General features: G+C 71.6%; 22 protein-coding genes. 7 read left to right on the top strand and 15 right to left on the bottom strand.

From position 1 onward, the window contains the following. Window positions 1-161: 161 nt before the first annotated feature. From ABZ671_RS28935 to ABZ671_RS28925, 3 genes are read right to left on the bottom strand one after another with little or no spacing between them, the layout of a single operon-like run. A complete protein-coding gene (locus tag ABZ671_RS28935; RefSeq protein ID WP_357864083.1) occupies window positions 162-719 on the bottom strand; it encodes a copper resistance protein CopC in 558 nt (185 codons plus the stop codon). 1 nt (window position 720) lies between these two features. Next, on the bottom strand, window positions 721-1,299 hold the full coding sequence (locus tag ABZ671_RS28930; RefSeq protein WP_357864081.1) for a hypothetical protein: 579 nt from the start codon (window positions 1,297-1,299) through the stop codon (window positions 721-723). 60 nt (window positions 1,300-1,359) lie between these two features. Then, window positions 1,360-2,394 (bottom strand): NAD-dependent epimerase/dehydratase family protein, encoded by a 1,035-nt coding sequence (locus ABZ671_RS28925; RefSeq protein ID WP_357864079.1) that lies wholly within the window; start codon window positions 2,392-2,394, stop codon window positions 1,360-1,362. A gap of 167 nt (window positions 2,395-2,561) precedes the next feature. Here ABZ671_RS28925 and ABZ671_RS28920 point away from each other — a divergent pair, with 167 nt between their 5' ends. Next, on the top strand, window positions 2,562-2,930 hold the full coding sequence (locus ABZ671_RS28920) for an SCP2 sterol-binding domain-containing protein (RefSeq protein WP_357864077.1): 369 nt from the start codon (window positions 2,562-2,564) through the stop codon (window positions 2,928-2,930). A 54-nt stretch (window positions 2,931-2,984) separates the two neighbouring features. Here ABZ671_RS28920 and ABZ671_RS28915 read toward each other — a convergent pair whose 3' ends face one another. Then, window positions 2,985-4,619 carry a GMC family oxidoreductase gene (locus ABZ671_RS28915; RefSeq protein WP_357864075.1) on the bottom strand — a complete coding sequence of 545 codons (1,635 nt, stop codon included), beginning with the start codon at window positions 4,617-4,619 and terminating at the stop codon, window positions 2,985-2,987. Further along, complete coding sequence (locus ABZ671_RS28910) at window positions 4,616-5,185, bottom strand: DUF5987 family protein (RefSeq protein WP_357864073.1); 570 nt, start codon at window positions 5,183-5,185, stop codon at window positions 4,616-4,618. Before ABZ671_RS28910 ends, ABZ671_RS28915 begins: the two co-directional genes overlap by 4 nt. Window positions 5,186-5,366: 181 nt before the next feature. On the opposite strand from ABZ671_RS28910, the gene ABZ671_RS28905 reads away from it, so the two are divergent. Next, the gene (locus ABZ671_RS28905; protein ID WP_357864071.1) at window positions 5,367-5,789 is read left to right on the top strand and encodes an SgcJ/EcaC family oxidoreductase; all 423 of its coding nucleotides are present in this window, start codon (window positions 5,367-5,369) and stop codon (window positions 5,787-5,789) included. A gap of 64 nt (window positions 5,790-5,853) precedes the next feature. Here the strand turns inward: ABZ671_RS28905 and ABZ671_RS28900 are convergent, their stop codons facing one another. The 9 genes from ABZ671_RS28900 to ABZ671_RS28860 are packed head-to-tail and all read right to left on the bottom strand — an operon-like array spanning window position 5,854 to window position 20,174. After that, a complete protein-coding gene (locus tag ABZ671_RS28900) occupies window positions 5,854-6,849 on the bottom strand; it encodes an enediyne biosynthesis protein (protein ID WP_357864069.1) in 996 nt (331 codons plus the stop codon). Further along, window positions 6,846-8,783, bottom strand: a complete 1,938-nt coding sequence (locus tag ABZ671_RS28895) for a CRTAC1 family protein (RefSeq protein ID WP_357864100.1) — start codon at window positions 8,781-8,783, stop codon at window positions 6,846-6,848. Before ABZ671_RS28895 ends, ABZ671_RS28900 begins: the two co-directional genes overlap by 4 nt. A gap of 53 nt (window positions 8,784-8,836) precedes the next feature. Further along, complete coding sequence (locus tag ABZ671_RS28890) at window positions 8,837-10,210, bottom strand: cytochrome P450 (protein WP_357864067.1); 1,374 nt, start codon at window positions 10,208-10,210, stop codon at window positions 8,837-8,839. Then, on the bottom strand, window positions 10,207-10,752 hold the full coding sequence (locus ABZ671_RS28885) for a flavin reductase family protein (protein ID WP_357864065.1): 546 nt from the start codon (window positions 10,750-10,752) through the stop codon (window positions 10,207-10,209). Before ABZ671_RS28885 ends, ABZ671_RS28890 begins: the two co-directional genes overlap by 4 nt. Continuing rightward, window positions 10,752-11,195: an acyl-CoA thioesterase gene (locus ABZ671_RS28880; RefSeq protein ID WP_357864063.1), complete on the bottom strand. Its 444-nt coding sequence runs from the start codon at window positions 11,193-11,195 to the stop codon at window positions 10,752-10,754. Before ABZ671_RS28880 ends, ABZ671_RS28885 begins: the two co-directional genes overlap by 1 nt. Beyond that, window positions 11,192-16,987 carry a type I polyketide synthase gene (locus ABZ671_RS28875; RefSeq protein ID WP_357864061.1) on the bottom strand — a complete coding sequence of 1,932 codons (5,796 nt, stop codon included), beginning with the start codon at window positions 16,985-16,987 and terminating at the stop codon, window positions 11,192-11,194. The genes ABZ671_RS28880 and ABZ671_RS28875 overlap by 4 nt, the downstream gene beginning before the upstream one ends. 52 nt (window positions 16,988-17,039) lie before the next feature. Then, window positions 17,040-18,023, bottom strand: a complete 984-nt coding sequence (locus tag ABZ671_RS28870) for a DUF1702 family protein (RefSeq protein WP_357864059.1) — start codon at window positions 18,021-18,023, stop codon at window positions 17,040-17,042. Window positions 18,024-18,036: 13 nt separating this feature from the next. Then, entirely contained in the window at window positions 18,037-19,029 is a 993-nt protein-coding gene (locus tag ABZ671_RS28865; RefSeq protein ID WP_357864057.1) for a DUF1702 family protein, read from the bottom strand. Between the two features lie 14 nt (window positions 19,030-19,043). Further along, entirely contained in the window at window positions 19,044-20,174 is a 1,131-nt protein-coding gene (locus ABZ671_RS28860; RefSeq protein ID WP_357864055.1) for a carboxymuconolactone decarboxylase family protein, read from the bottom strand. A 359-nt stretch (window positions 20,175-20,533) separates the two neighbouring features. Here ABZ671_RS28860 and ABZ671_RS28855 point away from each other — a divergent pair, with 359 nt between their 5' ends. Together ABZ671_RS28855 and ABZ671_RS28850 are read left to right on the top strand one after the other, a co-directional pair. Beyond that, window positions 20,534-21,334 carry an AraC family transcriptional regulator gene (locus tag ABZ671_RS28855; RefSeq protein ID WP_357864053.1) on the top strand — a complete coding sequence of 267 codons (801 nt, stop codon included), beginning with the start codon at window positions 20,534-20,536 and terminating at the stop codon, window positions 21,332-21,334. Window positions 21,335-21,578: 244 nt separating this feature from the next. Next, window positions 21,579-22,409, top strand: coding sequence for an AraC family transcriptional regulator (locus ABZ671_RS28850; RefSeq protein ID WP_357864051.1), 831 nt, complete (start codon window positions 21,579-21,581; stop codon window positions 22,407-22,409). Window positions 22,410-22,432: 23 nt separating this feature from the next. On the opposite strand, the gene ABZ671_RS28845 is transcribed toward ABZ671_RS28850, so the two are convergent. Then, window positions 22,433-22,555 carry a hypothetical protein gene (locus ABZ671_RS28845; protein WP_357864049.1) on the bottom strand — a complete coding sequence of 41 codons (123 nt, stop codon included), beginning with the start codon at window positions 22,553-22,555 and terminating at the stop codon, window positions 22,433-22,435. Between the two features lie 187 nt (window positions 22,556-22,742). Between ABZ671_RS28845 and ABZ671_RS28840 the strand changes: the two genes are divergently transcribed. The 3 genes from ABZ671_RS28840 to ABZ671_RS28830 all read left to right on the top strand — a co-directional run bounded on the left by ABZ671_RS28840 (window position 22,743) and on the right by ABZ671_RS28830 (window position 25,425). Further along, window positions 22,743-22,907: a hypothetical protein gene (locus ABZ671_RS28840; protein WP_357864047.1), complete on the top strand. Its 165-nt coding sequence runs from the start codon at window positions 22,743-22,745 to the stop codon at window positions 22,905-22,907. Between the two features lie 8 nt (window positions 22,908-22,915). Then, the gene (locus tag ABZ671_RS28835) at window positions 22,916-23,983 is read left to right on the top strand and encodes a carboxymuconolactone decarboxylase family protein (RefSeq protein WP_357864045.1); all 1,068 of its coding nucleotides are present in this window, start codon (window positions 22,916-22,918) and stop codon (window positions 23,981-23,983) included. 65 nt (window positions 23,984-24,048) lie between these two features. Then, window positions 24,049-25,425, top strand: a complete 1,377-nt coding sequence (locus ABZ671_RS28830) for an FAD-binding monooxygenase (protein ID WP_357864043.1) — start codon at window positions 24,049-24,051, stop codon at window positions 25,423-25,425. The last annotated feature ends 217 nt before the right edge of the window (window positions 25,426-25,642 follow it).

Below are 25,642 nucleotides of genomic sequence, written 5' to 3'. Positions count from 1 at the left end.
GGCGCGATCTGCATGGGCGGAGCCTTGGCCAGCGCCGGTGGGCGATCTGGTGGGCGACGGTTCAGCCCGGGGCCGGCGTGGGCCGGTCCCAGCTCGCGGTGTCGAGGTCGGCCACCAGCCGGTGGACCTCCTCGCCCTCGGCGGTGAGCTGCACGTAGACGTCAGGCAGTGCGATCATCAAGCTCTTCGGCGGAGGGAAGGCGCCAGGCGACCGGCTCGGCTCCGGGCCGGCGGAGGATCAGGAGGAAGGCCACGACGAGGACGACCAGGCCGTCGACGACCAGGAGGGCGGCGCTGACCGGGTCGACGCTGTGCGAGCTGTGCCCGGCGTGCGCGTCAGTGCCGCCGAGGGCCGGATCGGTGAGCACGCGGAAGCGGCGGGTGCCTTGCTCCTGCCCGCCGTCGGAGAACTCCACGGAGTAGACGATGGTGAAGTTGCCGGCCCGCGCGATGCCGACCGGCTGGATCAGGCTGAGCCCGGCGCGGACCGGCCGTGCGGACCCGCCGACCAGGCGGCCGTCGCCGGACAGCACGCTCACCTGCGACGCCTCAGCGACCGGCTCGCGGGTGAAGGTCAGCGTGACCTGCCGCGGCGCGGCGGCGAGGGCGGCGCCGTCGGCCGGGTCGCTGACCGTCGCCGCCGCCGCGGGAACCGGCGCGAGCAGGAGCACCGACCCCGCGACGAGCGGCGGCAGCACGATCCGGAGAAGCCGCACCATGTCAGGCCGGCGTCGCACGCGGAACCGGCTGCGAGAAGCTCGTCAGCGGAGCCGCGCAGTCGCAGGTGGCGTTCGCCCGCTCGGCCGGGGTCGGCCGCAGGTGCAGATACATCGCGATCACCATCGGGATGAAGACGATGGAGTTGTAGAACAGGTGCAGCTCCACCCGCGGCATCACCACCTGGGCAACGCTGGTGGGCACCGTGCCGCCGAAGAAGAAGACGCCGGTCTGCGCCTGGATCAGCAGCAGCAGGTGCTCGATGTGGTGCCAGAACTGGAGGCCGAGCGCGATCCCCCACCACACCTTGGAGCGCCCGGAGAAGCCGGGCCGCAGCAGGAACAGGAAGACCAGCATCACGATGGCGTAGCCGTAGTGCAGCCACTCGGAGGTGACCAGCCAGGGCCAGAACTGCCCCAGCACCCCGCGGGCCTGGGGGCGTGGCTTGTTCAGCACCCAAATCTGATAAGCCTGCACGAGATGCTCGGCCCAGTGTGCGACCACGACGATGAGAAAGAGTCGCAGCATGACTCGGTGATAGCGCCCGTTGACGCGGGCAAGCACTCCGGACTTCTGTCGCATGATTCGTCTCCTTCGACCTGACGGCGTCGAGAAGTCACGCTATCGACGCGCTGAAGGCGATCATTCTTCTGTCGTGCGGATTCCGAATCCGACCTGTTTGCGGGTCGCCGCCCGCCCGGCCTGGGCCGCGCTGAGGTGGCCCGCCTCGTGCAGCCAATGGACGGTGTCGGCCAGGGTGTCGACGAGCGATCGTGAGACCGGCGCATCGTCGAGCGGGCGGGCCACCTTGCAGGCGTAGATGGCGCCGTACTCGACCGGAACGTGCACGGGCAGGACCCGCTGAGCGAGCCCGGCGAGCCGGCCCACCGGCAGCAGCGCGGAGGCCGGCAGGTGCACGGCCGGCAGCCGGCGGTTGGTGACCTCGCGCAGCGCCCGCAACAGCTCCCGGGTCCCCACGAACCGGCCCGGTGCTGCGACGTGGGCGGGCCCGCCTCGGGTCAGCACGTCGGCATGTCGGACGGCCGCGTCCCGGACGTCGCCGATTGGGAAGCCGCCGTCCGGCCAGATCGGCATGAGCCCCCGCAGCACGTCGCGCAGGCGCCGGGTCTGGTCACCCAGCCGAGGGTCGTGCGGCCCGAGCAGGGCCGGCGGGTAGGTGATGATCACCGGCAGCCCGTCCCGCCGGTGCTGCCGGGCCACCCTGTCGGCCGCCGCTTTGCTGGCCAGATAGGGTTCCCGCGGCGCGCCGACCGGCGCGTCCGAGGTGATCGGCCCGGCCGCGGGCAGCAGCGCGCCGAACGTCGAGACGTGTACGACCCGGCCCACCCCGGCGTCGCGGGCGGCGGCCAGCACGACCTCAGTGCCACGTCGGTTGACCGCGCGCAGCTCGGCGTGCCGGCGGGGATCGAAGCTGTAGACCGACGCCGCGTGCAGCACCCCGGCGCAGCCCCGCAGCGCCGCTGCCACGGACGCTGGGTCGGTGACGTCGCCGAGCGCCATCGGCACGCCGGCCGCGCCGTCGGCGAGCGGCTCCAGCGCCCGCCGGGCCCGCTGCGGATCCCGCACGAGCAGCCGCACCGAGACTCCGCGCCGGAGCAGTTCCGCCGTGATGTGCGAGCCGAGAAAGCCGGAACCGCCGGTGATCAGAAATGTCATGCCGCACCTCTACGCATTCTGAGAGTTGGCCGGCGGTCTGGGCCGCCGAAAAGAATGGAAGAATCTCTCCTTTATCGGAACGGAGTGACGCAATGGCCTTCATATCGAATCCTGGAGAAGGTTCGGCAATCTTCGCGCGCCAAGTCAAGACGGCTTCGGACGCCGAATTGCGTGAGCTGGTCGCCGGGGACCGCCGCGGGGCGGTGCTCGGCGACCTGATCGCCGGCATGCCGGACGTGTTCCGGCCGGACCGCGCCGGCTCGCTCAAGGCGGTGGTGCACTGGCACGTCACCGGCCCCGCGGACGGCGACGATGATGTCTTCGAACTGGAGATCGCCGATGGCCGGTGCACGGTCTCCCCGCGGCCGGACCGCACGCCGCGGCTGGTGCTACACCTCGACGCGGTCAACTTCGTCAAGATGACCACCGGCAACGCCAACGCCCGAATGCTCTTCCTGCGTGGCAAGCTGAAGGCCCGCGGCGACTTCGGCCTGATCAACAAGTTTCCCGCCCTTTTCGAGGTGCCCCGGCCCTGAGGGCTCGGGTCCACCCGGCAAGCGGCCAGGTCCGCCGTGGCGGACCTGGCCGCTTCACGCCTGCGCGAGAAGGGGACGGCGGCTGCTGCTGCGCGCCTCCGGCGGCTCGGCCACGTACCGCACCGGCACACCGCGCCGCTCGACCGCCTTGAGGATCCCGGGCACCGCCCGCTCGGCCAACGCCGCGATGGTGAAGGCCGGGTTGACGGTCAACGCGCCGGGCACCGACGAGCCGTCAGTGACGAAGATTCCGGGGTGGTTGCGCAGCTCGTGCGTGTCGTCCAGGGCGGAGGTCTGCGGGTCGTCGCCGATCCGGCAGGACGAGAGCGGGTGCACCGTGTAGGCACCGATCACCTCGTCGCTCCACGGCGTCACCTTGGCCAGGCCGTCACGCTCCAGGATGTCGCGCACGTCCGCGTCGGCCCGCGCCCACGCGGCGCGGGTGTTCGCCGTCGGGTCGTAGCGCAGCGAGCCGCGGCTGAGCATCTGCTGCGAAATCCGGTCGGCGTTGCCGGTCTCGGGCGGCGCGCCGAAGACGCCCTCGTTGTCGTCCTCGGACATGATGAAGACGGTCAGCCACGATTGCCAGCGGCGCAGCATCTCCTTCTTCTCGACGCCGAACCACGTGGGCCCGGTCGCGTCGCGCACCTGGGCGAGGATCGTGCCGAAGCCTGGCGGGAAGTACAGCTGCTCCAGCGAGTAGCGGTGGAACTCGGGCAGGTTCTCGTCGAGCCAGTCCCAGGTGGCGCAGACCGGGCCCTTGCCGATCTGGTAGGCCTCGTAGGCCCGCCCGTCGGGCCGGGAGAGGCCGAGCACCTCGCGCGCCCGGTTCTCGTCGACGACCGCCGTGTTGAGCCGCTCGCCGTTGCCGGAGAAGTACCGGCCCACCGCATCCGGCATCGCGCCGAGATCCTCCTCCGAGCGTTGGAGGATCACCGGGGTCGCCGCGGCACCGGCCGCCACGATCACCACCTTGCAGTCGATCGCGCCGCTGCCGGTGACCTTGCGGTAGTCCACCTCGTCCACGGTGTTGAAGTGCACCCGGTAGCCGTCGTCGGTGCGTGAGATGCGCTGCACCTCGTGCAGGGGCCGGATCCGGGCGCCGTGCGCCAGCGCGCCGGGCAGGTAGTTCAGCAGCAGCGACCGCTTCGCGTCGAACCGGCAGCCGGACATCATCCAGTTGCAGTTGGTGCACTTGGCCCGGTCGATGGCGGCCGGCACCGGGTTGGCCGTACGGCCCGCGTGCGCGCACGCCGCCCCGAACAGGCCGCCGGAGTACGTGACGTCGTTCCAGTCCTGCTGACTGATCGGCAGCGCCTCGGCGACCTTGTCGTACCAGGGGTCGAGCGTGCGACGGTCGATGGCCGCCGGCCACAACCGCCTTCCCGCGCCGCCGAGCCGCTCGAAGGCGTACCGGGGCGCCCGTGGCATGGCCGCGAAGTAGACGACGCTGCCGCCGCCGACGCAGTTGCCGCCGAGGACGTTCATGCCGTCGCCCATGGTGAACTCGAAGGCCCGGGTGCTCGAGCTGCCGAATTTGAAATCGTGCTCGAAGTCCTCGCCGGTCAGCCATGGACCGCGTTCTAGCACGACGACGCGGGCGCCGCCCGCGGCGAGCCGGTAGGCCGGGATCGCGCCACCGAAGCCGCTGCCGATCACCAGGACGTCGGTGGTTTCTATCGCTGTCATGCGGGATCTCCGGAGGGTGTGGTGTGCGGATGCGGGGAGGCCAGTACCCGGCGGTAGGAGAAGTCCGGGAACCGCCACAGGCCGTCCGCGTCCGGCTCGGTGAAGCCCATCGCGGCCAGGCCCGGATGCCCGGCCGCGAGAGCCTCGGTGGTGTGCACCGATGCGCCCGTGTCCCAGGCCATCACGCTGAACATGGCGAGCGGCACCCAGAGGTCCTGCTCGTCGGTGCGCGGCGCCATCAGCTCGGCGGCCAGCGCGGTCCGGTCGTCGAAATCCAGCGCGACGAATGCGGGAACCGTGTCGTCGAGCGTTCGGTCGTGCTTTTCGGCATACGCCTGCGCGTGGTCGTTGAGCCCGATCACGAGCGTCGGCAGCAGCCCGCCGATGCCGCCCTCTTCGGACACCATCAGATCAACGGCACCGGCCGCGACCGCGCCCCCGCCGTCGGCCGCGCCGGCGATGGCCCGGTCGGTGGCGTACCGCCGCTCGCCCGGGATGATGGTGTCCGCGAAGGCCTCGAGCGTCATCACCTCGACATCGGTCAGTCGCGTGGCTTCCGGTGGCATCCTGCACCGCCTTTCTCCGACTTCGAGTCGAATTCTCATTCTCATGGTCATTCGCCCGCCGTTCGGAGTCATCTCTGGGCTTGCGGCGCGACGCTGCGCACGCTTGGAGGCGCTGCGCAGGCGGGAATCTGGACACGATGGAGGCATCCATTTGCCGTCTCCGTCGAGAAAGTGAGAGCCGATGACTTCGACTACCGCCTCCACCGAGGTGGAGCGCAGCGAGCAGGCCGCCGTCGCCGCAGTTCCGGCGCGCATGGTCAATGCGTGGCGCGAGCACGACGCCGACGCCTTTGCCGGGTTGTTCGCCGAGGACGGGACGCTGATCCTGCCCGGCGTCTTCGTTCAGGGACGCGATGCCATCAGGCAGTTCATGGCGAACGCGTACGCCGGCCAGTACCGCGGGACGACGGTCACCGGGACTCCGATCGCGATCCGACCGCTCGGCCCGGGCGCCGTGGCGCTGCTGACCGAGGGCGGCGTGATCGACGCCGGCGCCGAGGAGCTGGCGCCGGAGAATGCGATCCGGGCGTCGTGGATCCTGGTCAAGGAGAACGACAACTGGGTGCTCGCGGTCTACCAGAACTGCCCGCGCGACCGTTCCTGAATTCCCGGTCGATCAACGAATACGCCGCCGGTGGTGCTCCACCGGCGGCGTATTCGCCTGCGCTCTAGGCCAGGGCCAGCGCCGGCTCCCGCCGGTGGTCCTTGCGGTACGAACGGACCCACCAGTACACGCCGCGGAGGACACACACGATGGTGACCGCGAAGAACAGCGTGTAAACCACGTTGAAGGCCATCAGGATGCCGTAGACGCCGGCCACCGAGGCGCCGAACATGAACATCGTTCGGCCGGTCGAGGGCGTGGTGCCCGGGTCGGTGATCATGTAGTTGGTGAACAGGACGAAGGCCACGCCGGTCATCGGCACCAGCGCGCCCCACAGCGAGACGTCCCAGATCCAGTGCCGCACCAGCGCCTGGATGACGAAGCCGCCGACCCAGCCCATGATCAGCGGGACCTTCCTGGTCAGCATGGCGTTCAGCACGGTACCCGCGGTGAGGATGACGAACGGGACGATGAACGAGATCGCGTCCGGCACCGACTCGGTGAAGTGGTACGGCGGCGCGATGTTCACCCACGAGAAGGTGAGCAGGGTGATCGTGATGCCGAAGTTCGACGGGTTCAGGAAGTGCCGCATCCGGCCCTTGATCGGGGCGCGGAAGACGTACTTCTGCCCGATCGCCACCACGACGGCGAACGCGATCGGCCAGAAGTGCACGTTGGCGTAGAGCAGCATGTTGCAGGCCAGCGCGGTGATGTGGGTGGGCAGCAGGAAGGTGTAGACACCCCACGCGCCGTTGCCGACGTACTCCGGCCGGCGGCCGTTCGCCCACGCCGCCACCGACTCGATGGCGATCTCGGCGGTGTAGCCGACGGCCAGGGCCAGCAGCGGCCAGAGCCACGGCTGCTCGAAGCCGAGCACGGTGTAGCCGAGGATGTTGAAGACGCTCATCGAAATGGCGAAGTTGCGCAGCGCCTTGTAGCGGGGGTCGTTGCGGTCGACGCGGGCGGGCTTGCGCGCCGCCTCGCCGGAGGCCGCGGGGGGTGAGACCAACGGCTCTGCCAGCCGGGCCCTGGTCGCGGTCCGAGCCTCGGTGTCGGTCATCGTCCGGCTACCTCCGTTGCCTGGTCGGTGAGCAGCAGGTTGTGCCACCCGTGGGTCAGGTTGAGTGTCTGGCTGCGGGCGACCCCGTCGGAGTCACGCCACTTGACGGTGGCCGAGACGGGCTGCGAGCCGGCGTCGCCGAGCCCGAAGAAGACGTCGAAGCTGCGCCGGCCGCTGTGCCCGCCGCCGCCGTCGAGCTGCGAGATCTGGGTCCGGCCGTCGGCCGTGGTGATGCGAACCTGCGCGCCGTACGCGGGCGTGCGGGCCTGGTCGTCGTTCAGCGCCGGGCGGTAGAGCCGCAGCCCGAGGAAGTCCCCGTGGCCGGCGCTGTCGTTGTGGTAGTAGGCGGGCGCGTCCCACTGGCGGGCCACGGCGAAGTCCTGGCGGCCGTCGTTGTCGGCGTCACCGACCGCGATCCCGCGGGTCGGCACCGGCACTGCGAGGCCCAGGTCTTCGCTGATGTTCAGAAACTTGCCGTTCTTGTCCGGTGCCCAGAACGCCAGCTTCTGGTGTCCGGCGATATCGTCACCGGGCTCGGCCTTCGGCCACATCTGCGGGTTCTGCAGCATCAGGTCGTTGCTCATGGCCAGCTCCTGCAGCCACGGCCAGCGGTTGATGTTGCCCTTGACGAAGCCGTCGGCCTGCACCACGGCCAGGCAGCCGCTGTTGTCGAAGTCGGCCATCTTGGCGTCCCAGCCCCAGCCGGTGAAGGCCATGCCGTGCTCGGCGGCCTTCTGGTCGTACGGCGCGATGCCACGACGGAGCTTCTCGCCCGCCTCCTGCTCGGTGGCGGCGTTGTTGCGCCAGACGAAGTTGCTCTCCTGGATGCCCCACGGGGTGGTGATGTTGCTGACGAAGATATCGAACCGGCCGGTGCCCATCAGGTCACCGAAGTCGACCGACATGCCCTTGAACGAGTCGTGGCCCAGCACCATCGACTTCGGGGTGGCGGCCCCGCGACGACCCTCCACACCGGCAAACTTGATCTTGCCCGGGGTGGACACGTTGTGCAGCAGGTGGTCGTTGCCGAAGTCGTTGGCCAGGTAGAGCTCGGGCAGCAGGTCGCCGTCGAGGTCGGCCGAGCCGGCGCCGAGGGTCCAACCGGAGGCCAGCTTCGGCGGCACGGCGCCCGGCTGCTCCTCGTAGCTCACCGACGGCGCGTCGCCGCCGGTCGCACCGGTCCAGCGCAGCACGTGCGCGCCGCCGCCGTTCGCCGCCCGCGACATCGAGTGGTTCATCTCGACGTTGCGCGGCGAGTCCGGGTCGAGCACACCGCTGTCCGGGAAGTAGTTGAACACCGCGATGTCCGGGTGCGAGTCGCCGTCGAAGTCGGCGACCGCAACCGCGTTGGTGTTCCACAGGGGGCCGTGGTAGCTGCCGTCTGCGGCGGGCGCCTGCGGCACCAGCTCGGTCGGCTGGTAGCTGGCTTTGCTGAGGGACGTTGAGGGGCCGCTCTGCTTGTTGAGGAAAAGGATCGGCGTGCGGCCCCAGTAGTAGACCAGCAGGTCCATCCGGCCGTCCTGGTTGAAGTCGCCGGGCGTGCAGCCCATCGGAGCGATCCCGGGGCCGCTCGGCAGCGGCGCAGGATCCAGCACGAACGGCGCATAGCGATCCCCGGTTCCGGGTACGGGGGTCACTATGACGGAGTCGCTGCGGGTGTCCACCAGGCAGAGGTCCTGGGGGACGCCGGCCCCGGTGAGGTCGTTGATGGCGATGCTCGCGCCGACCGAGGAGATCCAGGCGCGGATGTGCTGGTAGTCCTCGTTCACCCGGCGGACGGTGTGGTTCGGGAGACCGGGTGGCAGGGCGATCGGGAGCTCGGTGAAATGGTAGCGGGACGCGATGGCGGCCCGTTCCGAGGCCGAGACGGACGGTGCGCGGGCGATGGCGTACAGGCCGCCGACCAGCAGGAGCGCGAACAGGGCCGGCAACATCCGCCGGAGGCGTCCGGTCGTGGGGGTAGACAAAAGAGTCTCCATTCAGGTGGTCAGGCGGCCTGCACCGTCACCGGCAGCCCGCCGCGGATACGCAGCGACAGCATCGGTTCGGCGACGACCGGTCGGCCGGGAAGTCCGGTCAGCCGCAGGTCGCGGCAGAGCAGGGCGAGCACAAGCACCGCCTCGAGCAGACCGAGGTGGTTACCCACGCAGAAGCGCGGGCCGGCTCCGAAGGGGATGTAGGCGAACCGCGGCCGGTCCGTCCCGGCCTCGCCGAGGAAGCGCTCCGGGTCGAACCGGTCCGGCTCCGGCCAGAAGGCCGGGTGACGGTGCAGGGTGTACGGCGAGACGATTACGTCCGCTCCGGCGGGCACCCGGTAGCCGCCCACCACGTCGTCTTCGATCGCGATCCGGGGAAGCAGCCAGACGGGCGGGAACAGCCGCATGGCCTCGGAGATGACGGCCGAGGTGTAGGTCAGCCGCCGCAGGTCGTCGTACTCGGGCGCCCGGCCGCCGAACACCTCGACGGCCTCGTCGTGCACCCGCTGCCAGACCTCCGGGTGCCGGTCCAGCAGGTGCAGGCTCCAGCTCAGCGTGCTCGCCGTGGTCTCGTGCCCGGCCAGCAGCAGCGTCACCAACTCGTCGCGCAGCCGCATCTGCCCCACGCGGGGATCGGCCTCCCGATCGGCCGACACGACCAGCCGGGACAGCACGTCCTCGGCGTCGGTGGTTCGCCCGCGCCGCTCGGCGACCAGGCGCTCGACGATGACCTCCAGGCGGCGCCGCGCCTTTCGGAACCGCATCTGGTGCGGCAGCGGGATCCACATCGGCACCATGCTGAGCGTTTCCAGCTCGAACATGGCCTGGTCCTGCACCCGGGCAAAGTCGGTGCCGATGCCGTCGAACGCGTGCAGGTCGGCGTCGAGCAGGGTGCGACCCAGCACGCCCAGGGTCAGGCCGGTGAGTTCGTCGACCAGTTGCACCGGGCCGGTGCCGATCCGGCTGCGCAGCCGGTCGACCAGCCGGGCTCCCTCGGCGGCGATCGCCCCGGCCTGCTCGGCGATCCGCCGGCTCTGGAACGCCGGCTGGATCACCTTCCGCTGTTCCTTCCAGAGCTCGCCCTCGCTGGTGAGCAGGCCGTCGCCGAGCGCCCGCCGGGCGTGCACCAGGCCAATGCCCTTGCGGTAGTTGGAGGCGTTGCCGGCCAGCACATGCTTGGCCGTCTCGGGGTGGTTGAAGAAGTACAGCGCCTTGTGTCCGACCGGCAGCCGGGCCGCGTCGCCGTACTCCCGGGCGGCGCCGGTCATCATGGCCAGCCGGTCCCGGTTCATCTGCGCCAGCAGCCGCAGGGCCGACAGCCGGGACGGGCCGGGCAGGGCCCGCCCCGGCGACGCGGCGCCGGTGGGCGTCACTGTGGCGGTCATGCCGCCCTCCGGCCGGCCGCGTCCGACTCGAGGCGGCCGAACTGGCCGCGCAGGAAGATCAGCACGTCCTCGTCGCTGCTGCCCGCCATGCTGAGCAGCCGGCCGACGAAGATGGTGTGGTCGCCACCGTCGTACGTGCGCCACAGCTCGCACTCGAAGTGAGCAGCCGCGCCGGCGATCAGCGGGGCGCCACACCAGGCGCCGCTGAGGCAATCGGTGCCGGTGAACTCCGCGGCGCCCATCGGCCGGCGCCCGGCGAAGTGCCGGGCCACCCGCTCCTGACCGGCGCTGAGCACCGACACCCCGAAGGCGCCGGCCCGCACCATGGCGCTGTGCATGTTCGCGTTGCGGTCGACGCAGACCAGCACCAGCGGCGGCACCAGCGACACCGCGGTGAAGCTGTTCGCCGTCATGCCGTGCGGCTCGTCGCCGCCGGTCGTCACCACGGTCACCCCGGTCGCGAACGAGCCGAAGGTGCGCCGCAGCAGGGCGGTGTCCTGCACCTGGGGCACGGGGTCGCGTTCGACCTGAAGCTCGGCCATCAGCGGGACCTCGCCAACTGATGGGTGTACGGCTCCAGCGCGCGCACCAGCGCCTCCGGCACCCGCGACGGCACGGTCCGGGTATTCGGGCCGCGCATGCACGCCACCCGCTGCATCCCCCGGGCGACGAGCGTCTCGCCGCCACCCGGGTTGAGCCGCACGTAGTCGAAGCCGAACTGGAGCTGGGTCTGGCCCAGCTCGACCAGGCGCATCCGGATCGACACCTCGTCGAAGGCGGTGATCTCGGCGTAGAACTCGCAGTCCACCTTGAGCGTGAACAATTTCAGGTCGTCCTGCAGATCGGCGAGCACCTCCGCGGCGCGCTCCTTGAGGAACAGCTCGCGCGCCCGGCCCTGCCACCGCAGGTAGTTGACGTAGTAGACGTTGCCCACCAGGTTGGTCTCTTCGAAGCCCACGGTGTGGCGATACTCGAAGTACTTCACTGGCCCTCCTTTGCGAGTACGGCGAAAACCACCGGCTCGACGCCGCTGCCGCGTACCGTCGCCGCCAGGGCAGCGATGCGGTTGTCACCGGAGGTGAGGGTGACCCAGCCGGCGCGCTCGGTTCCGGTGAGCGTGATCGGGGCGTCGGCCGAGAAGCCCGCCTTGCGCAGGCACTCGATCGCCGACCAGACCCGGGTGGACGCCGCGTCCAGCGGCTCGGCGCAGGTCTCGGCGATCAGGCGGGCCAGGTCGAGGTGCCGGCCGAGCAGACCCTGCCAGTCCGCCTCCGACCGGGCGGTGACCGGCTCGACGTCGCAACCGAGCGGGCCCTGCCCCACGACACAGAGGGTGAGACCGGCACCGTGGGCCGCGGTCAGCGCCAGGTTGTCGTCGATCTCCGGGCGCCCGTCCGGGCGGTACCGGACGTCGACCGGGCCGTTCACCGCCCGGCCGGCCGCCCGGGCCGTGCGCACCCGCCGGGTGCCGACGTGGTCGCCGGTGTCGTCGCCCGGGTCGTCCGGCTCGACCACCACGGCCGCCCGGATGCCGGCCAGGTCGCCGATCGTGCGCTCCAGGTAGGGCCCGAGCAGCGCCGGAGCCCACGGGCCGCGCCCGTCGCGCTTGCGTACCGCGCGCAGGTGCAGTCCGGTCCAGCGCTCGACGACCGTGCCGGCCGCGTCGCGCAGAACGACGTCGTAGACGTACGTGTCGCCGTCCCGGCTGCGCTCGGTGGCGCAGTAGCGGAACTCGCCCGCCCGGTGGAGCCGGTCGCCGGCGGGCTGGATCTCGTCCACCCGTACCGGAAGCAGCGTCGCGTCCGGCACGCAGACCTGGTTGCCGTGCATCAGCGTGTCCCGGACACCCGGGTCGCCAAGCACGAGCGCGCCGGGCAGGTAGGCGGCGAACCAGTCGGTCTGCGGCAGCGCCTCGACCACGACGTCCACGTCGCGGGCCTGCGCGCGCCGGTAGCCGCGCAGCCGCTGGAACCGCCCGCCCTGGAAGAGCACGTCGCCGTACAGGTCCGCGGCCGGGTCGAGGGCCACCGACGGCAGCCCCTCGCCGACCTGATCGGGTGCGCCGTCGGCCGGTCCGGTGTCGCGCCGGACCAGCCGGGCCCGGAAGTGCTCGGCCACGAACGCGGTCTCCTCGCTCTGGATCACCACGTCCACCGCGTCGTCGTCGGTGCGCACCGCGGCGATCCGGATCGTCGTGCTGCCACCGGGCGGCACCACGATCGGCCGGGCGAACCGGGCGTCGATGATTGCCGGCGCCTCGGTCCAGCCGGTCAGCGCCAGCGTCACCTGCGACATCGCCTCCATGCCCAGCACCGCCGGGAACAGCAGGTTGCCGTCGAGCTGGTGGTCGTCGAGGTACGGGTCGGTGCCGACGTTCAGCTCGGTCTCCACGACCAGCTCGACGCCGTGGTAGCGCACCAGCGGCCGGTCCACGAACCGCAGCAGCGGCAGCGGCGGGTTCTCCCGCTCGACCGTGTGAATGCCCTCGGTGCGGCCGCTGATCACCACGGTGGACGGCGTCGCCGGGTCGGCGAGCAGCCGGCGCAGCGTCGCCAGCCCCTGCTCCGGGGTGATGGCGGTGACGCCCTCGCGGGCCAGCGCCTCGACCACGGACAACCGCTCGCCCATGCCCACGCCCGACCAGACCGACCACTCCAGCACCAGGGTGCGGCAGTCCGGGTGGTCCGTGCCGTAGCCGGTGACCAGCTCGTTGAGCCACTCGTTGGCGATCGAGTAGTGCGCCTCGCCGCGTAGACCAGCCCGGCCGATGATGCTGCCGAGCGCGATCAGCAGCTTGAGGCCGCCGTCGCCGACCGCGTCGAGGACGTTGCGCAGGCCGTCCACCTTGGGCGCCAGCGTGCGACGGATCAGGTCCTCGTGCACGTTGGTGAGCGCGGTCGGCTCGTTGCGGCCGGCGCCGTGCAGCACCGCGGTCACCGGGCCGCCGAGCTCCGCGCTGAGCGTCTCGACAGCCGCGCGCACCTGGGCCGGGTCGGTGACGTCGGCCCGGGCGTACCGGACGGTGACGCCCTGCTCCGCGATGCGGGCCAGGTTCGCCGAGATCTCCGGGTCGGTGGCCGCGTCGGAGCGGCCGAGCAGGGCCAGCCGGGCGCCGCTGTCCTTGGCCATCGCCAGGGCGCATTCGGCGGTGATGCCCTTGGCGCCGCCGGTCACCAGCAGCACGTCGGACTCGTCGAGCGCCGCCACGGTGCGTTCGGGGCTCACCGGCAGCGGGCGCAGCACCGGCACGCGCCGGGTGCCGTCGGCCGCGTACCACGCCTCGGTGAAGGCCGTGGTGCCGGCGACCTCGGCGACGATCTGGTCCACCGCCTCGGGTTCCGGCGCGATGTGCACGACCGTGGTGCGGATGTTCGGCGCCTCCAGGTGCAGGGTCTTGGCCAGGCCGGCCGCGCCCCGCCCGTGCTGGACCAGGACGAACCGGCCACCGGCGGCGCCGGTCACCGCGGCCCGGGCGCCGGCGAGCGCGCCGGCGAGGTCCGCCTCCACGCAGTCGGTCGGCAGGAGGACGAGGACGCCGCCGCCGACGTTGCCGCGTTCGAGCGCGGCCCGCAGCGGCTCGGTCAGCGGGTGGCCGGCCGGCGCGTGCACTTGCCAGCTGCCCCGCTGCTCGATGCCGGCGGCCGCCGGCACGTCGCGCTCGTCGAGGTCGACCCGCCAGGACCGCACCCAGTCGGCCGCGCCGGTCACGGCCGGCGCGGCCTCCGGGGCCCCCGCCGCCGTCCCTGATCCGCGCAGCCCTTCGAGGGCCTCGGCCAGCTCGCTCAGGGTGGCGGTGGCGAAGTTGGTCGGCGTGTGGCTCGGCGGGATGCCGATGCTCTGCGCCACCGCGTTCACCATCTGGCCCACCGTGATCGAGCTCAGGTGCAGGTCGTCGAGCAGGCGGCTGTTCATGTCGACCAGCTCGGGCGGCAGCTCCGCACGCTCCGCGGTCATCCGGCGCAGCAGGTCGGCGACCGGCTCGCCGGCCGGGCCGGCGGCGGGCTTCGCCTCGGGCGCAGTGGGCGGGGCGGCCGGGGCCGCGCCGCCGACGCGGGCCGGCACCTGCGGCGCGGCCTCGCAAGGGCTCGCGAAGAAGCTGAACTCGGTGCCCACCGCCAGCGGGCGCAACAGCCGGCCGTGGAACAGCGCCGGGTCGACGTTGGTCGCGCCCACCACGAAGGCGGCGCCGAGCACCCGTAGCAGGCCCACCGACGACTCGTCGTCGGTGTCCAGCGCGGCCGCCGGCACGTCCACCACGCCCCTCGCCAGGCCGCTGAGCACCCGGCCCGGGCCGACCTCGATGAGCAGGTCGACGTCCTTGGCGGCCAGCGCGACCGCCTGGGCGAACAGCACCGGCTCGGTGATCTGCCGGGTGAGCAGGCCGGCCAGGTCGGTCTCGGTGGGCAGTTCCTCGCCGGTCACGGTCGAGACGACGCGCCGGACTGGCGTGCCGAACGACTCCCGGCGCAGCAGCGCGCCGAAGGCGTCGGCGGCCTCGGCGGTCAGCGACGAGTGGAAGGCGTGCGAGACCGCGAGCCGGGTCGCGCCGACACCGGCCTCCTCAGCCCGCCGGCATGCCTGCTCGATGGCGTCGATGGTGCCGGTGACCACGGTCTGGCCGGGTCCGTTGTAGCCGCCGACGACCGCGGACAGCCCGGCGATCAGCCGCTCGGCCCGCTCGGGTCCGCAGGCGAGGCCGGCCATCGTGCCCGAGGCGCTGTGCTCGGCCATGGTGCGCCCGCGCAGCGCGGCGAGGCGCAGCACGGTCTCGTCGTCCATCGCGCCCGCCCACTGCAGCGCGGTCAGCTCGCCGAGGCTGTGCCCGACGGCCACGGTGGCCTCCAGTCCGAGGGTCCGCAGCACGCGTTGGCCGGCGATCGACCCGGTAACGATGCGCGGCTGGGCCACCTCGGTGGCGACCATGTCGCCGCCGCTGGGCAGCGCGGCGGCGCGGTAGACCTGGTCGGCCTCGGCGAAGCGCCGGCGCAGCGCGCCACCGCTGACACCCTTCCCGGAGCCCTGTCCGGGGAAGAGGAAGCCGATCTCGCCGTTGCCGATCTGGCCGAAGCAGGTGCGGCCCTCGTCAGCGAACAGCTTCGCCTCGCCGGCATCGAGTGCGGCGAGCATGGTGTTCAGTCGGTTCGTCGCGTCCGAGGGCGAGCCCGCCACGACCGCCGCGCGCCAGGGCAGCTCCCGCAGTTCGCCGTGCAGGGTCAGGGCCAGGTCGCCCAGTTGGGCGTAGCTGATCGAGGGCACGAACTCGGCCACCCGCGCCAGCCGGTCGCGCAGCTCGGCCGGGGTAAGCGCGTCGAACAGCAGCAGCTCGGCGTCCTGCGCGCCGGCCGCGATGGCCCGCGTACGGCTGCCGTAGCGCGCCTTGCGCACCGGCTGGCCGCGGTCCAGGACGAGGTGGGTGTTGATGCCGCCGAACCCCATGGCGGTCACGCCGGCCCGCACCGGGCGGTCGTCCGGCCATGGCTCGGCCTGGCGCACCACGCGCAGCGCGGCGTTGCCGGATTCGAAGACCTCGTGCGGGTTGACGCAGCCGACGGTCGGCGGGATGACCTCGTGGTGCATCGCCATCGACGCCTTGATCAGCCCGGCCACACCGGCTGCGGCCTTGGTGTGCCCGATCATCGCCTTGACCGAGCCGATCGCCGCGGGCGGGGCGCCCGGGCCGGCGGCCAGCCGGTTCTGGTTCAGCGCGGTCAGCTCGTTGGTGTCGCCTACCTTCGTGCCGGTGCCGTGTCCCTCGAACATGGAGACGGTCTCGATGCCGAAGCCGGCGCGGCCGTACGCCCGGTTGAGCGCGAGGTGATAGCCGCGGGTCTCCGGCCGGGTGATGCCGCCGCGCCCGTCGGAGGAGATGCCCCAGCCGGCGACCGTGGTGTAGATGCGATGGTTGCCGCGGAGCGCGTCGCCCTCCCGCATCAGCACGACCATGCCGCAGCCCTCGCCCGGCCAGAAGCCGTTGGAGCCCCGGTCGTAGACGCGCATCTCGCCCGTGGCCAGCGCGCCGGTCTTGGCGAAGCCGATGACCTCGAACGGGTCGATCGACAGGTCCACCCCGCCGGCCACCGCGACGTCGAGCTCGCCGTCGGCCAGCGCCTTGCAGGCGGTGGCCACCGAGAGCAGCGACGACGAGCAGGCGCCGTCCACGGTGTAACCGCCGCCCTGCAGGTCGAAGTGGTTGCAGATGCGCCCGGCGATGGTGTTGGACAGGCCACCGGCCAGGGTGTCCTCGTCGACGGCCGGGAAGGGGCTCTTGTACGCCTGCTCCAGATCGTCGAGAAGGGCGCCCAGGTCCTCGTCGGCGAAGCCGCGCTCGCGCAGCACCGCGCTCACCGTGCGCTGCACGTACGGCCAGCGCAGCCGCAACTGGTTGGCGCGGGAGAACTCACCGGTGAGCGTGTTGCCGACGATCACGCCGGTGCGATCGCGGGGCAGCCCCTCGGCCATCGGGAAGCCGGCGTCGGCCAACGCTCCTGCGGCCACGTCAAGGGCTAGCCAGTGGGTCAGGTCGGTGGACCGGTACGTGCTGCCCGCCACCTTGTACGCGATCCGGTCGAACTCGTACGCGTCGATGACCGCCGCGTTGCGGGCGTAGAAGCGGTCCGGTGTACGGGGATCGGGATCCCAGTAGTCCTCCAGCCGCATCCGGACGTCCGGCAGCCGGCGGAACGCCCGCCGGCCGGCGACGGCGTTGTCGAAGAGTTCCTTGGGGGTGGTGGCGTCGGGATATCGGCACGCCATTCCCACCAGCGCGATTCTGGACATGGATGATCGGTCCCTCCTCAGATGGACTGGCGAACGAGCGCGCGAGACAGGGTCAGCGCCGCCGGCCCACCCTGGTGTGTGCCGAGAACGCGTCGGCGATGCGCTGACGCCAGATCGCGTAGGCGGGCACGTCGCCGTCGGCGGGCAGACCCTCGCGAGCGTGGTCGGTGGCCGCAGCGGCCGTGGCCACGTCCGTGCCGCACAGCACCTCGGTGGCCAACTGGTTGTGCGGGACGACGAGACCGGAGCGCAGCCGGGCCTGCGCGGCGAACGCGGCGCCCTGGGCCAGCTGACCCCGGTACGGGCCGGCGAGCTCGGCGAGGCGTTCCAGCTCGGTGCGGTCGACGCCGCCCGCGTACGTGGCGGCCAGGCCGGCGCCGCTGTAAAGGTCCGGCCGGCGCGACTCGGGAAACGCGGCGAACAGTGCGGCCACCCGCTCCGGGTCGGTGCCGCAGACGAACCAGCTCGCCCGGCCGATGCCCTGATCGATCACCTGGTTGACGTGCCACGCCGGGCCGCGCACGACGGCCGGCGCCCGGGGCGCCCGGTACTGCTCGTAGACGTACCGGCGGGTCTTGAAGTACGCCTGGTGGAAGCCGTAGCCGTCGAGCAGCAGCCAGCGCAGCAGCGGGTCCGGGCCGTACAGCGTGGACCAGCGGAACTTCGGCAGGCGGGCCATCGCCCAGCCGACGCCGACGTAGACCATGTAGACGTGGTCGGCGCCCGGCCCGTCGAGCAGCGACCGCACGTGGCCGCCGCGCCCGGTAGGCAGACCGTCGAGCACGGCCATGCCCATGCCGGCGCCCTCGTAGGCGAAACCCCGGTACAGCTCGGGCAGCTGTTCGAGCTCGGCCTCAACGTCGGCCGGCCGCCCGGTCGCCGCGGCGGCGCCGTAACCGGCGAGGAAGGACCTGCCGACGGTCTCCAGCCGCTCCACAGCCGCCGCCGACTTGGCATGGAAGCCGCGTATGGCGACTTTCGTCTCCGAGATGTCCGGCGTCAGGACGCGCCGTCGCAGGTTGTGCCAGGCTGTCATGTCACGGCCTCCACTACGGGTGGGAGAGGGCGAGCGCGTCGAGGTGGTCGCGGACCTGCCGCCGCCAGGACTCGTAGTCGGGCGGACCGGCCGGGTCGGGTCGGGTCAGGCTGACGTCGTCGGCGAGCGTCGCCGCGGCCGGCACCGTGAGGCCGGTCAGCGTGTGCAGCGTGGCCGCCGAGTGCGCCGGCACGAAGCCGGAGAAGTCGCGGGCCTTGGCGGCGAACACGGCGCCCTGCGCGAGGTGCTGCCAGTGCTCGCCGGACGCCCGGCGCAGCGCCCGCAGGCCGGTCTCGTCGCAGCCGCCGGCGAACGTGGCCGCGAGGCCGACTCCGCTCCACAGATCGGCGTGCCGCTCGGTGGCGAAGGCCCGCACCGCGGCGTCTACGTGCTGCGGGACGCCGCCGTGGATGAACCACAGCGCCCGCCCGATGCCCTGGTCGACCGCACGCGGGAAGTAGTCGGCGCGGCCCTGCCACGGGTACGGCGCCGGGCGCCGCTGGCGGTCGACCACGGCACCGGTGTCGAAGTAGGCCCGGTCGAAGCCGTAGCCGTCGACTGCCAGCCAGCTCATGGTCGGGTAGTAGGGCGTGCCGGCCAGGTCGGGCAGGACGCCGCGCCACAGCGGGCGGGGCAGGCGGGCCATCGCGAAACCGATGCCGATGTAGGTGAGGAAGGTGTGCGGCACGCCCGGTCCGCGCAGCAGCATCCGGGTGCGGGTGCCGCGGCCGGCGGCCATCGCGTCCCGCACGGTCAGCGCCATCGTCGCGCCCTCATACGCGAAGCCGCGCAGTTCGGCGTCGACCATGTCGAGCCGGCGTTCCAGCCCCCACTGGTCCTTGAGGTCGATGCCCCACTCGAAGCCGCAGACGACGGCCTGCGGGATGGCTTCGAGGGCGCGGGTGGCGTCGGTCGGAGTGACCGGGAATCCGCGGCCGGCGAAGCTCACGTCGCCGAACGACGGAGTCAGCACCAACCGGCGCAGTGAACCTAGGACAGTGGACATCAAGGTCGCCCCCATCACGTGAAGTGCGGGTGAGACTTCATAGTGTTATGGGACGCCGACCGGCGCGTCTCCTGGTGTGCGCCGTGGGCCGCGATGCGCTGGCGGGCCCCGATGCGGCGAGCGGCTTCGAAAGCCGCCCAGCCGGCGACCTCCACCAAGGCTTGGTCGCCGGGCACGTGGCGCCGGAACTCGGCGACCACTTCGTCACCCACCTGGTGTGACGACACCGCGGTCAGCAGCGTGAGCCGCCCGGCGGCGCGGTCGGCCGGGCCGAGCCCGGCGAGCAGGTCCTCGCACCAGGCAGTGGAGATCCCGGTGTCCGCGCCGCGCCAGTCGTCGAGGTGCTCGTACACCACGGCGCGGACCTCGGGCGTCAGCCACCGCTCGCCGGCCCCGTCGAACGTCGCGGCGGCCCGGGCCACCGCACCGGCGATGAACGGGTTGCCCGCCGCCCAGCCGGCATCGGCCGGCACCGGCGCGTCCGGCAGCAGATCGAGGGAGCGGCCGGGCTCACGGTGCGCGCGCAACGTCTCGCGCAGCAACCGGCCCAGCCCCTGCTTCATCCGCTGCCGCGCCCGCCCGGTGACGCCGGGCGGGAGCAGGAAACTGGAGAGGAAGACGTTCACCATCCGGGTCAGGTAGTGCATGGCGGTGACCGTGCCGACCAGTTCCGTGCTCTGCGCCGGGGTGAGCCAGGTCGGCACCGGAAGCCCGCCCGGCGACTCCTGCGCGCCGCGCGCCCACTGACTGATCTCGCGCAGCCGGGGGTCGCGCATGTCGCCGGCCCGGTCGGCGGCGAGTTTGTCCGCGTCGTGCCCGCCAACCAGGTCGTACATGCTGACCGAGTGCATGTCCACGCAGTACGGGCAGATCGTGGCGACCGCGACCGCCGCCGCGGCGGCCTCCTTCGAGGCACGGTCGACGGTGCCGCTGACCAGCAGCGGCTCGCGCATGAGCATCCAGTAGGCGGCAAGCGCCTGGGGTGACGGCGAGTGCATCAGCGCCGGCGGGATCACCAGTCGCATCTCGTCCGCCACCTGCTCGTACACCCGGCCGACCAGACTGCTCGCCGAACGTGCGGGAACCGGTGTGACATGGCGGACCTGGCGTTGCACGGCTGAGGCCGCGACCCGCCCAACGATCATGACGACTCCTTCCGCCTGAGTGGCCAGTATCAGCAGATCGGCGCGTCAAAAGCCCGTGTCCGAGGCGAGGACAGCAATCCTGGAAAAGGATTCGCCCGCGGGGGCCGAGATTGAATATCGCCGGTATCCAATTGCTACTTCAATATTGCGGTCGCCGAGCCGGTCAAGCACCACGGGGTTGCCCGCCCAACTTCGCCGTGGTTAGCCTGACAACGTGCTCCGGCGGATCGATGACCGCCCGGAGATTGAACGCTGGCAATGCGCTCGGCAAAGCGCATCTGGTTGTCCGCCACATCGGATCGGCTTGATGGCCGGAATCGGTCCTTGTGGCGAGGCTTCTGACTGGGGGAGCAGAAAGAATGCAGGATACGTCGGAACAGGCAGTTCTGCGCGCCATCGAGACGATGCACGATCGCCTCAGTGAGCAATTGACTGTCGACGACATGGCCCGTGCCGCCATGTTCAGCAAGTTCCACTTCACACGCATGTTCCAGCGAGTCACCGGCGTCTCGCCCGGCCGCTTCCTCTCCGCACTGCGTCTCCAACGGGCCAAGGAACTGCTCATCTCGACACCGATGAACATCGCCGACATCAGCATCAGCGTCGGCTACAACAGCGTCGGCACGTTCAGCTCCCGATTCAGCCGCAGCGTCGGCATGCCGCCCACCATTTTCCGCCAGCGCGCCGGTTACGCCAGCGAGATCCGCGCCGACCCCGAAGACGTACGCCTCAGCGACGTGAGCCTGTCCTGCGAGGTGCACCCGGCCCGCCGCGACGACAACACGCTGACCTTCGTCGGCCTCTTCCCCGAGCGCGTGCCCGAGGGCCGCCCGGTCCGCTGTGCGGTGCTGCGCGAATCGCGGCACGTCACGTTCAACCACGCGCCGCTGGGCCGGTGGTATCTGCTCGCCCAGTCGGTCTCGGCCGACCGCTGCCCGCCGGGGCTGTGCCGCGATCACGCCGACCGGCCGGTCGCCGTCGCCACCTCCGGGCCGATCACGATCCGGCCGGGCAAGCCGATCTCGGCCGAGCTGGTGCTGCGGCCGGGCCGGGCCCTCGACCCGCCGGTGCTGCTCGCGCTCCTCGACGTGCGCACCTACGCGCTGAGCCGGCTGACCGAGCAGAGCCGGCCCGCCGAGGAGTACGCCGTCGCGGTCTGATCATTGAGCGTCCGGGTGCCCGCTATTTTCGGGTTCGGATGGTTTCCGGCGATGCCCCACAACTGATTTCGCGTCTACAGTAGTGCGTTCTACTATCTATATTCCGGCCGGCTCCGCAACACCTTGACTCGGGACGGTGCAGCCATGTGGTTTACATCTGCGCCCGCCCTGGGCTAGCCTGCCAGGACAGAGCGACGGACATCACATAGGCCGATCGAATGCGGAATTGGCCGGAATGGGCGCAATGGAGCGGGCGATCGAGGTAGCGGTCAAACGCGCGGTGACGACCATGCGCGAGAATCTCGGCAATTCCCTGACCATTGACGACCTGGCCCGCTCGGCCATGTTCAGCAAATTCCACTTCACCCGAGTGTTCCAACGGGTCACCGGGATCTCGCCCGGCCGTTTCCTGTCCGCCCTGCGATTGCAGCACGCGCAGCAATTGCTCCTCTGGACGCCGCTGCGGATCGCCGACATCAGCCAGCGAGTTGGCTACAACAGCGTCGGCACGTTCAGTTCCCGATTCAGCCGCAGTGTGGGGATGCCTCCCACCGAATACCGGCACCAGGACGGATTCGCCCAGCGGATTCTCCCGGAAATGGACGAGAGCACCGCGGCGCCGGCCGGCGGTCGCCTCCACTGCCGCACCCGGATGCCGAAGGACGGCCAGCCGCGACTGGTTTTCGCTGGCCTTTTCCCCGAGCGCATTCCGCAGGGGCGCCCGGTGCGCTGCGCGGTGCTCGCCGACCCGGAGCACGTCGAGCTCGACGACGTGCCCACCGGCACGTGGTACCTGCTGGCCCAGTCGGTGCCGGGATCATGCAGCGACCCGGACGGCTATCTGGCCAACGTGAACGAGTCGGTGACGGTGGCCAGCCTCGGTCCGATCACCGTCGCGCCGGGCTCGGTGTTTCGCGCCGTACTGGAGTTCCACAGCGCCGGCCTGCTCGATCCGCCGGTCCTGCTGGCCCTCTTGGACGTCCGCAAACTGGCGATGGAGTTTCGTCGCCCGGCGCGGCCAGGCACCCGTTCAGCTGGCGGCCCAAGCAAAGCCGACCGACCGGCCGCCGCCTGAAGGGCGGCGGCCGGTGGCACTGACTACGCGGCCTGCCACGCGCTGGACGAGCGGTAGCACCCCGCGCCGATCTCGACGATCCGCGCGCCGCCCAGCCGTACCCGTTCGGCAAGGAAACCGACCTCCTGCACCGCCCGTGTGCGCACCGCCGGGCCGCTCGCGGGAGGGCCGCGTACGCCGCATTTCAGGAGACCTGGGGCGCCGGTAGCCCGCCACATACTGGTTTCCGGGAGACCCGACTCGACGAACGGACCCGATGGTGAAGGGAGCGGGCATCCGGGACATCCTGATCATCTCGAACCCGGACGTGGTTCCGCAGCCGTCAGTCAGTACGTGCAGGTGATCCAGGAACGGCAGGGCGTACGGGTGGCCTGCCTCGAGGAGATCGCCCTGCGCATGGGCTTCATCGACGCCGGAACCTGCTACGAGCTCAGCGCCGGCATGCGGCAGTCCGACTACGGCCGCTACCTCACCGAGGTCGCGTACGCACTCGATTAAGGACGACGATGGGAAGACTGCTGAAAGCGGCGACCCGCCGCATCGCACCGGCCCACCTCCGGTACGTCCGGCCGGTGCCGCCGGAGACCGCGGCCGAACCGGTCGCGCGGGTCTACCGCCAGGTCGAGGCGGACTTCGGGATGCTGGCCCCGCCGGTGGCGCTGCACGCCCCGGCGCCGCCGGTGCTGGCCGCGTGCTGGAGCATCCTGCGCGAAACGCTGCTGGTGCCCGGCCGGGCGAGCCGCGCCGACAAGGAGGCGGTCGCCGCAGCCGTCTCATTGGCCAACCGATGCCCGTACTGCCTGGACGTGCACGGCGCCGCGCTGACCGGCCTGCTCGCCGGCCCGGACGCCGCCCGCATCGCGGCCGGCGGGACCGACGACGTGACCGACCCCCGGTTGCGGGCCCTGGTCCGCTGGGCGCGGACCGGCGTGGGACCGGAGCCGTTCCCACCCGAGCAGCGGCCTGAACTGGCCGGGGTCGCGCTGATCTTCCATTACATCAACCGCATGGTGAACGTGTTCCTGCGGGACTCGCCGCTCCCGGCCGTACCGAGGCCGGCTGAACGGGTCCTGCGGCGCACCGCGGCGTCAGTGCTGGGCCGGCTCGGCCGGGTCGAGATCGCGGCGGGCTCGTCGCTGGACCTGCTGCCCAGCGCCGCCCCGCTGGAGGGCACCGGCTGGGCCGCGCCCGTGCCGCACATCGCCGAGGCCCTGCACCGTGGCGGTGCGGCAATCGCCGCCGCCGGCGAACGAAGCGTCCCGGCCCGCGTACGGGAACTCGTCGACGCTCGGCTGAACGACCCGGGCTTCGAGGGGCCCGGCCTCGACGCCCGCACGTGGCTGGACGGGGCGGTTCGGCCGCTGCCTCCAGTGGATCGACCGGCCGCGCGGATGGCGCTGCTGACCGCGTACGCGTCCTATCGCATCACCCCGGAACTGGTCACGCAGTGCCGTTCGGACGACGCGCAATTGATCGAGCTAACCGCCTGGGCGGCGTTCGCCGCGGCCCGCCGGATCGCCGGCCGGTTCGAGCCGCATGAGGGCATGCGGGGAGATGTGAGCCCGCCTGCCTGACTGCCACGCTCATTCCATGAACGGCGGCCGCAGCCGAGTCGCACAGAGAGAGGGTGGGTCCACCGATGGGGACGAAACCACGCCGGGCGCTGGTGCTCGGCGGCAGTTACGCCGGCCTGTTCGCCGCGCGAGTGCTGACCGAGCAGTACGACGAGGTCCTGATCGTCGATCGGGACAAGCTGGTCGGTGAGCGGGGACCGCGCCGCGGCCGCCCGCAGGGCAAGCACATCAACGCCATGCACGTCCGCGGCCTGCAGGTGACCGAGGAGCTGTTCCCCGGCTTCATCGACGGGCTCATCGCCGACGGCTGCCCGACCGGCGACTATGCCGGCTCGTGCCGCTGGTACTTCAACGGCCAACCGCTGGTCCGCGAGGACATCGGCTACATCGCGGTACCAGCCACGGCCCCGCTGATGGAACGCCACCTCCGGGAGCGCGTCGAGCAGCTGCCCCGCGTGCGGTTCGTCGAGCGCCACGACATCGCCGGGCTGGAAGCCTCGCCGGATCGTTCGCGGATCACCGGCGCCCGGCTGCGCGACCTGGACAATGACCAGGACGTGCTGATCGAGGCCGATCTGGTCGTCGACGCCACCGGGCGCGGCTCGCGGACCCCAGCGATGCTGGAGCGGTTGGGCTACGAGCGGGTTCCCGAAGAACGCATCAAGATCGACCTCGGGTACGTGACGCAGCACTACGAGCTGGACGACGACCCGTGGAACGGCGACCTGGCTATCATCCCGGTGGCGTTCCCCGCCTCGCCACGCGGCGCGATCTTCACCCAGACCGACCACGGCAAGGTGGAACTCACCACGTACGGGCTGCTCGGCGACCACCCGCCGACCGACCAGGAGGGCTTCTACGACTTCATCCGATCGCTGGCCATCCCCGACATCGCCGACGCCCTCAAGTCGGCCCGCCCGATCGACGAGCCCGTCCCCTTCCACTACCCGGTCACGCTGCGCCGGCGCTACGAGCGGATGACCCGGCTGCCGGCCGGTCTGCTGGTCACCGGCGACGCGGTCACCAGCTTCAACCCGGTGTACGCCCAGGGCATGACGGTGGCCGCGGTCGCCGCCCTGACGATCCGCCGTCACCTCAGTCCGCACGGCGAACCCGACCCGGCCGCGTACTTCCGTGACCTGGCCCGCGACTGCATCGACGCGCCGTGGGAGATGACCACGACGGTCGACCTGAACTTCCCGGACGTGCCCGGCCACCGTTCCCTCAAGATGCGCCTGGTGCAGCGCTACCTGCGGCTCGTACAGGCGGCGGCGACCCGCGATCCGAAGGTCACCACGGCGTACCTACGGGCCGCGGGCATGGTCGACACCCCGCAGGCGCTGATGCGCCCCGCGACGCTGTGGCGCGTGCTGTGCGGCGCTTTCGCCCGGACCTCCCCCACCGGCCGGCCGCGTCAGCCGGCCCTCACCCGGCCGAGCTGAGCCTCGCCGGTCCGGACGGGGCCCGTCAGGCTTTCCCCACCCGACGGGCCCTATCGACTTGTCGATTGTTCACTGTGGTAACACGAAGACGTGGCCCCCCCCGCGGCGGGGGGGCGGGCGGGGGGGGGGAGGGGGTTTTGGGGGTTGGGGGGGGGCCCCCCGCCCCCCCCCCCGACCATTAGGAGGTAGTTTAGGGGGGGGTGGTAGGGGGGAGGGT

This window comes from Micromonospora sp. NPDC006766, assembly GCF_040636055.1.
Classification (GTDB): domain Bacteria; phylum Actinomycetota; class Actinomycetes; order Mycobacteriales; family Micromonosporaceae; genus Micromonospora.
This window is presented reverse-complemented; position numbering and strand designations above follow the sequence as displayed.

Coding starts and splice junctions, on each gene's coding strand:
- ABZ671_RS28935 (WP_357864083.1), bottom strand. CDS start 719: ATGGTGCGGCTTCTCCGGATCGTGCTGCCGCCGCTCGTCGCGGGGTCG.
- ABZ671_RS28930 (WP_357864081.1), bottom strand. CDS start 1,299: ATGCGACAGAAGTCCGGAGTGCTTGCCCGCGTCAACGGGCGCTATCAC.
- ABZ671_RS28925 (WP_357864079.1), bottom strand. CDS start 2,394: ATGACATTTCTGATCACCGGCGGTTCCGGCTTTCTCGGCTCGCACATC.
- ABZ671_RS28915 (WP_357864075.1), bottom strand. CDS start 4,619: ATGACAGCGATAGAAACCACCGACGTCCTGGTGATCGGCAGCGGCTTC.
- ABZ671_RS28910 (WP_357864073.1), bottom strand. CDS start 5,185: ATGCCACCGGAAGCCACGCGACTGACCGATGTCGAGGTGATGACGCTC.
- ABZ671_RS28905 (WP_357864071.1), top strand. CDS start 5,367: ATGACTTCGACTACCGCCTCCACCGAGGTGGAGCGCAGCGAGCAGGCC.
- ABZ671_RS28900 (WP_357864069.1), bottom strand. CDS start 6,849: ATGACCGACACCGAGGCTCGGACCGCGACCAGGGCCCGGCTGGCAGAG.
- ABZ671_RS28895 (WP_357864100.1), bottom strand. CDS start 8,783: ATGTTGCCGGCCCTGTTCGCGCTCCTGCTGGTCGGCGGCCTGTACGCC.
- ABZ671_RS28890 (WP_357864067.1), bottom strand. CDS start 10,210: ATGACCGCCACAGTGACGCCCACCGGCGCCGCGTCGCCGGGGCGGGCC.
- ABZ671_RS28885 (WP_357864065.1), bottom strand. CDS start 10,752: ATGGCCGAGCTTCAGGTCGAACGCGACCCCGTGCCCCAGGTGCAGGAC.
- ABZ671_RS28875 (WP_357864061.1), bottom strand. CDS start 16,987: ATGTCCAGAATCGCGCTGGTGGGAATGGCGTGCCGATATCCCGACGCC.
- ABZ671_RS28870 (WP_357864059.1), bottom strand. CDS start 18,023: ATGACAGCCTGGCACAACCTGCGACGGCGCGTCCTGACGCCGGACATC.
- ABZ671_RS28865 (WP_357864057.1), bottom strand. CDS start 19,029: ATGTCCACTGTCCTAGGTTCACTGCGCCGGTTGGTGCTGACTCCGTCG.
- ABZ671_RS28860 (WP_357864055.1), bottom strand. CDS start 20,174: ATGATCGTTGGGCGGGTCGCGGCCTCAGCCGTGCAACGCCAGGTCCGC.
- ABZ671_RS28855 (WP_357864053.1), top strand. CDS start 20,534: ATGCAGGATACGTCGGAACAGGCAGTTCTGCGCGCCATCGAGACGATG.
- ABZ671_RS28850 (WP_357864051.1), top strand. CDS start 21,579: ATGGAGCGGGCGATCGAGGTAGCGGTCAAACGCGCGGTGACGACCATG.
- ABZ671_RS28835 (WP_357864045.1), top strand. CDS start 22,916: ATGGGAAGACTGCTGAAAGCGGCGACCCGCCGCATCGCACCGGCCCAC.
- ABZ671_RS28830 (WP_357864043.1), top strand. CDS start 24,049: ATGGGGACGAAACCACGCCGGGCGCTGGTGCTCGGCGGCAGTTACGCC.